This is a genomic window from Caulobacter sp. P1_B12_2, assembly GCF_056406675.1.
Window position 1 is genome coordinate 1 of the sequence record NZ_JBFTZS010000080.1, and the last position, 12,979, is coordinate 12,979.

A 12,979-nucleotide genomic window follows, 5' to 3' on the forward strand; every position below is an offset into this window, starting at 1 on the left:
AGTGCGGGGTCATCAGCATGGCCCGCCCAGACGCGCGGAAACGCCCCCTCCGGTGAAGGAGGGGGCGCGGGCCGAGGGGATGTCGATCGAACGGATCAGAAGGTCGCTCGCAGTCCGAAGTTGTAGCTGGGGCCGTACTCGTGGATCTGGAACAACTGGTCCTTGTTGCCCTGGTACACGCCCTGGCGCTGGTCGGTGATGTTGGTGCCTTCCAGGAACACCTGGAATTGCGGATTGAGCTTCCACGAGGCGCCGACGTCCCAGGAGCCGAAGCCGTCGGCCAGGATGGCCGCGTTCGGATCGGTCACGGCGTTCGAGCCCGGGCTGATGTTGCCGTTGGCGGCGAACTCCGAGCGATAGGTGTAGCTGAAGTGGATCTCGAACGGGCCCTTCTCGAAGAACGGGCTGATCGAGTAGCTGGTGTCGGAGACGCCCTGCAGCTTGGCCTTGGTCTTGCCCGCGGCCGTCTGGATCTCGCCCTCGCTGTCGGTGAAGGTGGCCGAGGCGGCGACGCCCAGACCGAAGTCCAGCTTGTACGAAGCGCCGAACTCGACGCCAGAGATCTTGGCGTCGCCGATGTTCTGCGGACGGGTGATCAACAGGTCCGACGTCAGGGTCTGGCCTGCGCGGGTGGAGAAYACCACCGTCTCGGGGCGGGCGATCGCGCCGATGAAGTCGCTGATGTCCTTGTGGAACGCCGCGACCGAAAGTCCGCCGAACTTGCTGAAGTACCATTCCAGCGAGGCGTCGAAATTGGTCGAGGTGTAGGGCATCAGCTCCGGGTTGCCGCCGACGCCGACCTTGGCGCTGGCCGAGGCCTGGTCCAGCGCCAGCTGGCCGCGCTCATAGACGTCCGAGATCAGCGAGCTGTTGGGCACGGTGGCGGTGCGCAAGTCGGCCAGCGACGGACGCGTCAGGCTGCGCGAGGCGGCCAGTCGCAGCAGCAACTGGTCGGTCAGGTCGACCTTCACGTTCACGCTGGGCAGGAACTTGTCGTAAGAGCCGTTGAAGGTCTTGGGCGTGATCACCGTCGTCACCGCACCGTTCGAGCCGGTCGTGGCGGTCAGCAGCGTGCCCTTGACGGTCGTGTCGGTTGACACCCAGCGCACGCCGAAATTGCCCGAGACCGACTTGCCGCCCAGCAGGCTTTCGAAGTCGGCGCGGCCGTACAGGGCCCGCACTTCCTCTCCGACATAATAGGACTGCTGCTTGTCGGCGCCGGTGGCGACCAGGTCGTCGGACTGCGGGTCCGTACCGTCGTATTCGCCGTTGGGGACGACGAACGCGCCCATGAACTTGCCGCGGTTGAAGCTCATCCACGGGCCGATGCCGTTCTGGATCGTCTCGTCGAAGACATTGGAGTTCAGGCGGTAGTCCAGGAAGCTTCCGTCGACGGTCACGCCCGGACGAGCGGTCATCACCCGGTCGCGGCGCTGATAGTCGCGGCTGCGGTCGGTGTACTGGCCGCCGATCCGCAGGTCGCCGAGACGGAAGGCGTCGCTTCCGAAGTCGAGCGTGCGCGACAGGTCGAACAGGCCCGTCGTGTCCTTGTCCGTCGAGTTGGTCGGCCGGATACGATAGCTGGAGAAGGTCGTCGAGGTCGGGCTCAGCAGGTTCAGGTTGGTGGTGACCGAGGCGACCGTCCTGTCGCCGACCGGGTCGTCGCCATAGGCGAAGCTGTAGGTCAGGCCGGCGGCGTTGTCTGCGGTGCGGCTTTCCAGGCGCTGCAGGGGGGTGTCGAGGCCGCTGGTGGCTTCGGAGTGGCTGATCGACGGCTTGAACGTCCAGCCGCCCACCGCGTAGTCGGCGGCCAGCTTGACGAAGATGTTCTCGTGGGTCTGTTCGGAGAACTCGGCGTTGCGGCTGACGCGGCCGCCGCTGATGGCGCCGCCGTAGAGGACGCCGTTCTTGACCACGGCGCTGCCGGGAACCAGGCGCGTGGTGAAGTCGGCGCGGCCGCCCCACTCGAAGCCGATCCGGTTCTCGTCGATCTTGTTGTTGAAGTTCGAGTACAGGGTGTCGAGCGTGACCGACAGATTGTCGATCGGCTTCCACTGCAGGCCGGCCATGGCGCTGAGGCGGCGGCGCTCTTCGTGCTCCAGGGTCAGGGTGATGTCGTTGGCCACGTTGACGGTCTGGCCGTTGATCACGCGCTTGGTGTAGCCGAAGCTCTGGAAGCGATCGAACTGCACGTCGCGGGTCTGGTACGAAACGCCGGCGACCACGCCGAAGCTATTGTCGGCGTTGCGCCAGGCGCCTGACAGCGAGCCGTTCGGGGTGTTCTCCTCGGTGCGGTTCTCATAGTGGGTGAAGGCGCGGGCCGAGACGAACGGGTCGGTGTCCAGGGCCTTGGCCAGGCGGATGTCGATGTTCGAGCCGATGCCGCCGTCGATCATGTCCGGGGTCGGGGTCTTGGCCACGACGATGGCCGAGATCAGGTCGGCGGGGATGACCCGGAACTGGAACTGGCGACCGCTCTGGTCCGAGTTGCGGATGTTTTCGTTATAGGCGATCGGCGAGCCGTTCAGGGTCACGGCCTGGAAGTTGGGACCCAGGCCCCGGACGCTGACAAACTGGCCTTCACCCGCTTCGCGCGAGATCGACACGCCTGGCACCCGCTGCAGGGCCTCAGCGACGTTGACGGCCGGGAAATTCCCGATGTCCGAGGCCGAGACCGCGTCGCTGACGCCGTCGGCGTTGCGCTTCAACTGCAGGGCGTCCTTCAGGCTGTTGGCGAACGAACCCGTGACGACGATCTCTTCGACCTGGGTGGTGTCGGCTGGCGCGGCCTGCCGGGCCTGGGCGACGCCGGCGGCCAGGGCGGCCACGGCGACGGTGGACAGCAGCAGGGCGGTGCGCCCGCTCTGGGCTTTCATTCGATGCATGTTCGTTGATCTCCGCGGATCGTCAGGGTTCCGACGGTCGCCGCGCGTCGGGCCTGAACCCGGCGCGCGCGCCCCTCCGAACCGATCAACGACGGCCCCCATCGCCCCCTCAGCGGCGAGACGCGGATTTCACGAAAGCTTCACGGCCGAGCCGCCGCCGGGGCCTTGGCCAGGGCCGCGTCGACCTCGGCGCGGGCGGCCTCGATGTCCTGGCGGAAGAAGGGCGAGACGTGCTCGGCGGCGTAGATCACCGCGCCCGACTGCACGCCGGCCTCGGTGGCGCTGACGGTGTGCGAACCGCAGATCCAACGGCTCTCGGCGTATTCCCGGCCGCGCGCATAGAGCGCGTCAGCGCGGCTGGGCGCCACCTCCGCCAGGATCATCGCCACATGCATGCCGTGGGCGGAATGGCCGGACGGATAGTCGGGATTGCCGGCCAGGTGATCGGACTTGGCCTCGCAGATCGGCGCGTCCTTCTTGTCGAGGTAGGGACGGCGGGTCGACCAGTGGGTCTTGGCGACGCCGACCACGGAGCGATCCTCGCCGGCCCGGTCGAGCAGGGCCGCCAGGACGGGAGCCGAGGCGGGCGTCAGGCGCACGCCCAGGGCGTCGGCGAAGTGATCGAACACCGACCCGTCGACGTCCGAGGTCGCCAGCTTCCAGCGCGGACTGTCCTTCAGGACCCGGCTCTGGTCGAAGATGGCCGCGTCGGCGACGGCGCGAGGCGAGCCGGCGGCGGGTGGGGCGGCCAGGATCCTGGTCAGGTCCGGCCGGGCGGTCGGGGCCAGATAGCCCTCGGCCGGCGCGCCGGGCAGGGCCTCCAGTGGACCGTTCGGACAACGCTCGGCGGCCCGCACCGGATTGCAGACGGCCACGGCGCCGCCGGTCAGCCGCACCGAGTAGCCGCCGGCGAAGCGCGGATCGGCTTGCATGTAGTCGGTGGAGACGTATTGGGCGCCGCTGGTCAGGGCGGCGGTGCGCTGGGAGACGTCATTGCGGCGGGCCTGCCAGGTGTCGGCGTCAGCCCGGGTCCGGACGATGAAGCCGGCCCGCACGGCGGAGGCGATGCGCTCGCGCTGGCCGATCGGATCGTTGAGGGTCAGATAGGCGGCGTCCGGCGCGGCTTCGTCGGTGTTGACGAACATCGCTCGGCCTTCCAGCGATTTGCGGCCGCCCCGGTACAGCGCCACCTTTTCGGGACTCTCATCCAGGGCGACGAACACCTTGCCGCGCGCCTTGTCCAAGGTCGGCCAGCCGCCGGCCAGCACCGCCTCGCGCAGGGTGGGCTTGCCGCCCCGCACCTGATCGGGCGTGATCAGTTCGGCCTCCGAGAACACCGAGCGAATCTCGGCGTCCAGGGCGTCGAAGGCGGCGGTGTCGTAGGGCAGGGCCGAGACGCCGCCCGGCAGGCTGGCCGCGCCTTCCTTGGCGTTGATCAGGATCAGGATCGGCGCGTGGTCGGGATGGGTCTTGGACCAGGTCCGCACCACGGTCAGGCACTGGATGAAGGTCAGGCACGACGAGCGGAAATCGACGTCGGGCATGTGCATGACCTTGTAGCCCGGCTGCGCCATGGCCTTGGCGAAGGCGGGCCAGGCGACGATGCCGCCGCCCAGCGCGGTGATCGGCCTGGCGAAGCGGCCGCCGTCGGGATCGCGCACGACGTCGATCTCCAACTGTCGCGCGCCCAGGTCCAGTTCCTCGTTCAGCGGACGGTGGCCGTAGTCGAGGCCCAGGGAGGCCTGCCCGGCGGCCGCGACCATCGCCGCCATCTCGTCGGCGGGCACCGCCAGCTTGTAGCTGTTGTGGGTGCCGACGGCGGCGATATCGTTCAGCTTCAGAGGCTGGGCGGCGCCGACGGGCGCGAGGGCGAGCAGGGCGAAGAGCGACGGGCCGAGCATGAGATTCCTCCATGGAATCCAGCAGGGCTAGAGAAGAGTCGTGACAATTGCTTCTTGGCGGCCGTTTAGAGTGTGAATCTAGGAATAATTTCCTAGATGTGTTTGCGAGTGTGTGTCGCGATCCGTGGCCTTGCCCGGAAGCCGCGTGACGGCGGTCCCTTCGTCGGCCTCCTCGCCGTCTCATTTGGTATAGTCCAAATGGCAATTCAGATTTGCTGTGACGCTGCCCTCGGGTCCTAGGCTGGCAAATGAGCCAAAGGCCTCCGAGGGGAGATGTTTTCCGGGGGCGTCATGCTGCGACGCTTCGACGGCGACGGCTGGTCAGAGATCGGCAGGCGCCCGATTTCGCTGACCGCCGCTCACTGCTCGGCGCTTTGTCGTTGTCCGTGCGGAATGAATTTTCGCTGCCAGCTAGGGCATTGTCACGCAGGTGTCGCCGCGAGCTGCTCTAAGCGACTGGTTCATACCAGTTGGGGCGGAGAACACTCATGTCGAAGCGATATCCTGATCGGGCGATGCGTCCGGATCTCAAGCACTTTTTGCTGGCCACGGTTTCGGTGCTGGTTGCCGGCGCCAGTTCATCGGTTGCTCTTGCGCAGCAAGTCTCCGCTGAACCGGCCTCTGGTAATATGGTCGATGAGGTGGTCGTCACCGGCTACCTGAAGTCTCTGAGCGATGCGCGCGCCATCAAGCGGGACTCCGTCATCCAGAAGGACGCCATCGTCGCCGAAGACATGGCGAAGTTCCCGGAACTGAACCTGGCGGAATCGCTGCAACGCCTGCCGGGCGTGCAGATCACCCGTGAAGCGGGCGAGGGCCGGCGCATCTCGCTGCGTGGCCTGGGTCCGGACTTCGCCCGCGTTCAGCTGAACGGCATGGAAGTGCTGGGCAACGTCGACTCCGCCCAGGATAGCCGGGGCCAGCGCTCGCGCGACCGCGCCTTCGATTTCAACATCTTCGCCTCGGAACTCTTCTCGAAGGTGGAGGTCGAGAAGACCTTCGAGGYGGCTCAAAACGAGGGGGGCATGGCCGGCACGGTCGGCCTGTTCACCGGCAAGCCCTTCGACTACGCGCCGGGCGCCAAGGGCGCGCTGTCGCTCAAACTGGGCACCAACGAATATACCAAGGACACACAACCGCGCATCGCCGCGCTGTACAGCTATAACTGGGACAACCGGTTCGGCGTGGCCGTGTCGGTCGCCTACAGCAAGCGCCAGACCACCGAGCAGGGCCACAACACCTACAACTACGACCAACCCGATGCGTCGCGGTTGCAGCAGATGGTCGCCGCCGGCCTGGACATCTCCCACCTGAGCGCCGCGCAGCAGGCCAAGTTCCTGTCGGGCGACCTGTACTTCGCGGACGGCAACCGCATCTCCTCCTGGAACTCGAAGATGGAGCGCCTCGGCGTGACGGGCGCGGTGCAGTGGAAGCCGGTCGACAACCTGCTGCTGACGCTGGACGTCCTGCACGGCGAGTTCACCACCCACCGCGACGAACTGCACCTGGCCACGCGGCCGCTCAACTCAGATGGCTCCATCGCGTTCGACGCGCCGGCCGGCGGCGTCTGGCCGGCCGCCTTCCAGAAGGGCTCGGTCATCAACGACCTGGCGTGGGACAAGAACAATTACGTCACCAAGACCGACGTCACCGGCACGACCTTCGGCAGCGAACACCGCCGATCGCTGAACGAAAACCGCTTCAACCAGGTGGCGTTGACCGGCAAGTGGGACCTCTCCGATCGCTTCTCGATCGACGGGCACGTCGGTTACGAGAAGTCGACTTACGAGACGCCCTATGACGACAAGCTCTACATGCGCGCCAAGGGCAACCTGATCGCCAACTACGGCGCCGACGGCCAGTCGGCCGACTTCCAGTATCCAGGCTGGGATCCGATCAACCCGGCCAACTACGCCATGGATTCGTTCTACTATCGCGGCTTCAACAATCAATCAGAGCTGCGCGAAGGCGTGCTGAACGCGCGCTACGAGCTGACCGACGAACTGACGTTGCGCGCGGGCGTGGCCTACCACAAGTTCTCGCAAGGCGGCCGCGACGTCTTCTATGACGACAACGTCAATGGAACCCGGTCCAAGACGCGGGGCACGTCCGTCGCCGACATCACCTCGGTGTTCACGAACAAATCCGGTTCGTGGCTGATCGGCGACTACGACAAGGCCTTCGCGAAGTACAAGGAGTACCACCGGTTCGGGCCCAACACCGACGGGACCGGCGGCGCGCTCCAGGACATCGAGAACGTCTACGAGACCACGGAAGAGACCCTTTCCGAGTACGTCCAACTGGATTGGGACCACGACCTCTTCGGCAAGCGCCTCCGGGGCAATATCGGCCTGCGCGGCTATCAAACCGACACCCACAGCACCGGATGGATCCAGGGCGACAGCTACGCCTATCTGGGCACGACGGACGTGGAAGGCAGCTATGACGGCGTGTTGCCGGCCCTGAACACGGTGCTGGAGCTGACGCCGGAAGTGCTGGTGCGCTTCTCCGCCACGAAGAACGTGAACCGTCCGGGGTTGGGTTCGATGGCGGCCGAGGGCAGCGCGTTCCAGGGCAACGAAACCTGTACGATCGCGGCCGACGGCAAGAACAACTGCGATATCACCGCGTCCCGCGGCAACCCCAACCTCAAGCCCTACGAGGACACCACGCTGGACCTGTCGGTCGAGTACTATTTCGGCAAGGTGGGCCTGCTTTCGGCCAGCGTGTTCCAGAAGAACATCACGAACTTCATCGGCTCGGAAAACCTCGAGAACGTCCCCTTCAGCCAGACGGGCGTGCCGTTCGGCACGATCCCGGGCGCGACGGCCAACACCGTCGTCTCGGAGTTCTCGATGCCGGTGAACGTGGCGGGCAAGAAGAAGCTGACCGGGGTGGAGCTGGCGGCGCAGAGCCAGTTCTCGTTCCTGCCGGCGCCCTTCGACAACCTGGGCATGGTGGCGAACTACACCTATGTGGACACGCCCCCGGAGCTCACCGGCATCTCGAAGACCAGCTACAACGTCACGCTCTACTACGAGACCGATCGTTGGGGGCTGCGGGGTTCATTGAACCATCGCACCCGTTGGTACTCCGGGCGCAGCGACGACGTCATGAGCGCCAGCACACGAGGCTTCGAGGGGTCCACCTATGTGGACGCCGCGGCCTTCTTCAAGATCACCGACAAGCTCCAGGTCTCGCTGGATGCGGTCAATCTGACGAACCAGAAGGACACGCAGTTCTGGGGTCAGAACCGCTACCTCTACAACCAGACCCAGAGCGGCACGACCTACATGGCCGGGCTCAGCTACAAGTTCTGACGACCGCAGCTCGCCCCACCGCCTTCGGGCGGTGGGGCGTCTTTTCCGTGTGTCCCGAAACATGATCGTTTCCCATCGCCACCGTTTCATCTTCGCCGCGGTGCCCAAGACCGGCACCCATTCCGTGCGGCAGGCTCTGCGCGAGCAACTGGGCGACGAGGACGTCGAGCAGGTGGGGCTGTTCGTCGACAAGCGCTTCCCGTGGGAGGACCTGGCGGCGATCCGGCATGGCCACTTGTCTCTGAGGCAGGTGCGCCCCTACCTCGGCGAGGAGGCTTTCAGCGACTATTTCAAGTTCGCCTTCGTGCGCAATCCGTTCGACCGCTTCGTCTCGTACTGCGCCTTCATGTTGCGCGGCGGCGACGTTTTCCAGCGGCAGCCACGGGAGGCGATGCGCCACTTTCTGTTCGCGGAACCGCCGGAGCAACACATCCTGTTCCAGTCGCAGGCTTCGTTGCTGGTGGGCGAGGATGGCGCGACCCTGTTGACCGACGGAGTCGGCCGCGTCGAGGACATGCAGGGCTCGTATGACGCGATCTGCGCGCGCATCGGCATTGCCGCCCGGCCGCTGGACCGCGTCAACGACAGCAAGCACGGCGACTATCGCCGCTACTACGACCAGCCTCTGATCGAGGGCGTGGCCGCGCGCTACGCACAGGATCTGGACCTGTTCGGCTACACCTTCGAGGGCCTGCGATGAACGCCGTCCCTCTCGAACCCATCGCCAACCCGCGCAAGACCAGGGGCGTGCGCAAGCTCGGCCCGGTGGATATCGGCGCGCTGCGAGCGGTGGTGCTGACGATCCCCGAGGACGTCTGGGACACCGAGAACGCCGGCAAGCCGAACAGGTTCGAGGCGCTGGGCGAAACGCGCCACATCGTCTTCCGCTTCATCGACAGCCCCCGCGACTGGCGCGGCTCGCATGATCGCGCGGCCTGGCTCCAATGGCGGGGCCTGCTGGAGCCGGTGCTGGCGCAGGCCGTCCGCGACTATGGCTATGGGCGCGGGGTGTTCCCGCGGGTGATGCTGGCCAGGATGCCGCCGGGCGGGGTGATCCACCCGCACATCGACGCCAACCCCGCGGCGAAGTGGCCGCACAAGATCCACGTGCCGCTGTCGACCAATGACAGGGTGGTGTCTTTCTTCGGCGGCGAGGAACACCACTTCGCGCTGGGCGAGGCGGTGGAGGTGAACAACCTTGGCCCGCACTGGGTGCGCAATGACGGCGATACCGACCGCATCCATCTGATCTTCGAGTACTACGACGCCGACCAGCCGGAACCGAGCTGGCTGGAGCCGTTCCTGTTGGCCGGCGCGGCGCGATGACGTCCTCCGCCGAGCACGGTGATCGCGACGCCCTGTTGCAGGAGGCCAGGGATCTGCGCGCGCGCCAAAGCATCCCGGAGGCGTTGGCCACGCTCACGCGGCTGCAGGCCCTGCATCCCCGGTTCAGCCGCCTGTACCAGGAACGCGGCCACTGCCATGTCCTGCTCGGCGACGCACCGGCGGCGATCGACGCGCTGCGGGAGGCGGTGCGCCTTAACCCGACTCTGCCGGCGAGCTGGGACATGCTGGAACAGCTTCACCGCATGATGGGCGACGCCGCCCAGGCCGCCACGGCGGGACAGCATCTGGCCACGCTGAGACAATTGCCTTCGGAGGTCGTGGTGGCCAACAGCCTGTTCGCCGACGGTGACCAGGCTCTGGCGGAGGGGATCCTCCGGGACTACCTGCGCAAGGACGGCGACAACGTGGGCGCCCTGCGCCTGCTGGCGCGGATCCGCCAGGAGCGCGACGCGCTCGATGAGGCCGAGGCGTTGCTGAAGTTGGTGCTCGATCGCGCGCCGGACTACCACGCCGCGCGGCTCGACTACGCCATGGTGCTGTTGCAACAGCAGAAGCACCTCCAGGCGCGGCGGGAGGCCGAGCGCCTGCTCGGACACGACCCGGACAATCGCGACTACCTCAAGCAGTACGGCGCGGCCTGCGTCGGCCTGGGCGACCACGAGCCGGTGATCGATCTTTATGAGCGGTTGCTGGCTGGACAGGTTCAGTCGGGGGTGGAAGTCGCCGACCTGCGCCTGTGGCGGGGGAACGCCCTGAAGGTCACGGGCCGACAGCCGGAGGCCGTCGCGGATTATCGCGCCTCCCTGGCGGCGCGGCCGGATAACGGCGTGGCCTGGTTCAGCCTCGCCAACCTCAAGACCTATCGTTTCACCGACGACGACGTCGCGCGCATGCGCGCCACAGAAGCCCGGCCCGACGTCCAGGACATGGACCGCGTCTATCTATGTTTCGCCCTCGGCAAGGCGCTGGAGGATCGGGGCGACTACGCATCCTCGTGGCGATGCTACGAGCGCGGCAATGCGCTGCGGCGCGCCGCCGGCCGGTATCGCCCGGAGGTCGCGGAAGCCTGCGCCGTCCGGCTGAAGCAGGTCTTCACCGCCGAGTTCTTCGCCGAACGCGCCGGCTGGGGCGCGGACGACCCAGCGCCCATCTTCATCCTGGGGTTGCCGCGTTCGGGCTCGACGCTGATCGAGCAGATCCTGGCCTCCCATTCCCAGGTGGAGGGCACGCAGGAACTGACCGAGATCGGTCGGTATGCCGGCGAACTCTGCGGTCGCGATCGCGATTGCGGCCTGCCGCTGGACCCCGAGGCTTTGCTGCGGCTGACCGCCGCCGACGTCCGCCTGCTCGGCGAGCGCTTCCTGGCCGAAACCCGGACCTATCGCAGGATGGGCAGGCCGTTCTTCATCGACAAGATGCCGAACAACTTCTGGCACATCGGCCTGATCCACCTGATGCTTCCGCGAGCGATAATCATCGATGTTCGGCGCGAGCCCATGGCCTGTTGCTTCAGCAACCTCAAGCAGTTGTTCGGCACGACCAACCAGGAGTTCACCTACGGCGTCGATGACATCGCCCGTCAGTACCGCGCCTATCTCGACCTCATGCGGCACTGGGACGAAGTGCTGCCGGGGCGGGTGCTGAGGGCGTCCTACGAGGCCGTCGTCGAGGATCTCGACGACGGCGTGCGGCGTATGCTGGACCATTGCGGGCTGGCCTTCGAGCCGGCCTGCCTGACTTTCCACGAGACCCGGCGCAGCGTGCGCACGCCCAGCTCCGAGCAGGTGCGCCAGCCCCTCGGTCGGGAAGGGCTCACCCAATGGCGCCACTACGAACCCTGGCTTTCGCCGCTTCGGGACGCGCTAGGCGACGCCTTGACCGGCTACAGGGACTGACCGATGCGGCTGTCGCGCCCCTTCTTCCAGATCCCCGTGCTCTTCGACGTGGCGCGTCTGCAGGCCGAGGTCGCGGCGTTGCCGACCCAGGCCTGGGTCTCGCATCCGGACCGCCTGCCCGGCAACAGCGCGGCGCGATTGATCAGCGCCGGCGGGGACGAGACGGATTCGGTTCACGGGCAGATGCTGCCCACGCCCTGGCTCGCGGCCATGCCCTACCTGCGTCAGGTCCTGGCGGGCTTCGGCGTGGTGTGGAGCCGTTCGCGGCTGATGCGCCTGGCGCCGGGCGCGGGCGTGCCCGAGCATGCCGACATCAACTACCACTGGCATAYGCGGGTGCGACTGCACATCCCGGTCTTCACCCAGCCGGAGGTGCGGTTCCACTGCGATGGACAGTCGGTGCACATGGCCGCCGGCGAGGCCTGGATCTTCGACAACTGGCGCCGGCACCATGTGGAGAACAAGGCCAGCGCCGCGCGCATCCACCTCGTCGCGGACACCACCGGCACGGCGGCGTTTTGGCGGTTCGCCTGCGGACAGGCGCCGCCCCGCGAGCAATGGCGGACGTTGGCCTGGGATCCCGGGGTCAGTCCACCGCTGCTCACCGAAGGCGACCAGCGCTCGCCGGTCATGCCCGCCGCCGAGGTGCAGTGGCTGGTCGATGACCTGCGCGCGGAACTGACGACCGCCACGGACACCGTCGAAGCCAAGGCGCGCGCCGCGCGGTTCAGTCTGCTGCTGGAGAGCTTCGTGCTCGACTGGCGCCAGCTCTGCGCGCTGCATGGCGTCGGCGGACGGGCGCGACCGGAGTTCCTGCGCCTGGCCGGCGCCGTGCACGCGGCCGCCAAGCCGCTCGCCGAGGGACTGGTCATGCGCACCAACGAAGCCAGCGCGCTACTGGTGCTGGAAAAGCGCGTGCTGCAGCATCTGGTCGCGGACGAAGGATGACGACTTTGGAACAGACCTTCGATCTCGCGGTGGTCGGCGCCGGAGTCGTGGGGCTGGCCCACGCCCTGGCCGCCGCGCGTCTCGGCAAGCGGGTCGTGGTCGTCGACCGCGACGCCCAGGCCAACGGCGCCTCGGTGCGCAACTTCGGCTTCGTGACAGTTACGGGGCAGGCAAGGGGCGAGGTGTGGAGACGCGCTCGTCGATCGGCGCAGGTCTGGAGCGAGATCGCCGGTCCCGCTGGGATCGAGGTGCTGCAGCGCGGCCTGACGATGGTCGCGCGCCGTCCCGAGGCCAAGGCCGTACTGGAGGCCTTTTTAGAGACTGAGATGGCCGAGGGCTGCGCCTGGCAGGACGCCGGCGACCTCGGCGATCATCTGCCGGGGCAGGGAGAGGTGCTGGGCGCCCTGACCAGCCAGGTCGACCTGCGCGTGGAGTCCCGCACCGCCATCCCGCGGCTCGCGGCCTGGCTGGCGGCCGCCCACGGCGTGGTCTTCCTGCGGGGCGTCGCCGTGCACGGCGTCGAGACCGGACGCTTGGGAACCTCCGCCGGCGTCATCCGCGCCGAAGCCATCGTGGTTTGCCCTGGCGACGACCTCGTCACCCTGTTTCCCGACAGCTTCGCTCGCGCCGAGGTGACGCGATGCAAGCTGCAGATGCTGCGTCTGGCCGATCCGGCCTGGCCC

The 12,979-nt window shown here is 67.1% G+C and carries 8 protein-coding genes; 6 read left to right on the forward strand and 2 right to left on the reverse strand.

Annotated elements, in window-relative coordinates; translation table 11 throughout:
- Nucleotides 1–95: 95 nt before the first annotated feature.
- Together AC1DZ6_RS07255 and AC1DZ6_RS07260 are read right to left on the reverse strand one after the other, a co-directional pair.
- Nucleotides 96–2,885 (reverse strand): TonB-dependent receptor, encoded by a 2,790-nt coding sequence (locus tag AC1DZ6_RS07255; protein WP_477096524.1) that lies wholly within the window; start codon nt 2,883–2,885, stop codon nt 96–98.
- A 140-nt stretch (nt 2,886–3,025) separates the two neighbouring features.
- The gene (locus AC1DZ6_RS07260; RefSeq protein ID WP_477096525.1) at nt 3,026–4,786 is read right to left on the reverse strand and encodes a Ca2+-dependent phosphoinositide-specific phospholipase C; all 1,761 of its coding nucleotides are present in this window, start codon (nt 4,784–4,786) and stop codon (nt 3,026–3,028) included.
- A gap of 488 nt (nt 4,787–5,274) precedes the next feature.
- Between AC1DZ6_RS07260 and AC1DZ6_RS07265 the strand changes: the two genes are divergently transcribed.
- The 6 genes from AC1DZ6_RS07265 to AC1DZ6_RS07290 all read left to right on the forward strand — a co-directional run.
- Nucleotides 5,275–8,106 (forward strand): TonB-dependent receptor, encoded by a 2,832-nt coding sequence (locus AC1DZ6_RS07265; RefSeq protein WP_477096526.1) that lies wholly within the window; start codon nt 5,275–5,277, stop codon nt 8,104–8,106.
- Between the two features lie 61 nt (nt 8,107–8,167).
- Complete coding sequence (locus AC1DZ6_RS07270; protein WP_477096527.1) at nt 8,168–8,806, forward strand: sulfotransferase family 2 domain-containing protein; 639 nt, start codon at nt 8,168–8,170, stop codon at nt 8,804–8,806.
- Entirely contained in the window at nt 8,803–9,432 is a 630-nt protein-coding gene (locus tag AC1DZ6_RS07275; protein WP_477096528.1) for an aspartyl/asparaginyl beta-hydroxylase domain-containing protein, read from the forward strand. The genes AC1DZ6_RS07270 and AC1DZ6_RS07275 overlap by 4 nt, the downstream gene beginning before the upstream one ends.
- Complete coding sequence (locus AC1DZ6_RS07280; protein WP_477096529.1) at nt 9,429–11,348, forward strand: tetratricopeptide repeat-containing sulfotransferase family protein; 1,920 nt, start codon at nt 9,429–9,431, stop codon at nt 11,346–11,348. The genes AC1DZ6_RS07275 and AC1DZ6_RS07280 overlap by 4 nt, the downstream gene beginning before the upstream one ends.
- A gap of 3 nt (nt 11,349–11,351) precedes the next feature.
- On the forward strand, nt 11,352–12,296 hold the full coding sequence (locus AC1DZ6_RS07285) for an aspartyl/asparaginyl beta-hydroxylase domain-containing protein (RefSeq protein WP_477096530.1): 945 nt from the start codon (nt 11,352–11,354) through the stop codon (nt 12,294–12,296).
- On the forward strand, nt 12,293–12,979 hold a 687-nt coding region (locus AC1DZ6_RS07290), incomplete at its 3' end, for an FAD-dependent oxidoreductase (protein ID WP_477096531.1). The genes AC1DZ6_RS07285 and AC1DZ6_RS07290, both read left to right, overlap by 4 nt.

Coding starts and splice junctions, on each gene's coding strand:
- AC1DZ6_RS07275 (WP_477096528.1), top strand. CDS start 8,803: ATGAACGCCGTCCCTCTCGAACCCATCGCCAACCCGCGCAAGACCAGG.
- AC1DZ6_RS07260 (WP_477096525.1), bottom strand. CDS start 4,786: ATGCTCGGCCCGTCGCTCTTCGCCCTGCTCGCCCTCGCGCCCGTCGGC.
- AC1DZ6_RS07280 (WP_477096529.1), top strand. CDS start 9,429: ATGACGTCCTCCGCCGAGCACGGTGATCGCGACGCCCTGTTGCAGGAG.
- AC1DZ6_RS07270 (WP_477096527.1), top strand. CDS start 8,168: ATGATCGTTTCCCATCGCCACCGTTTCATCTTCGCCGCGGTGCCCAAG.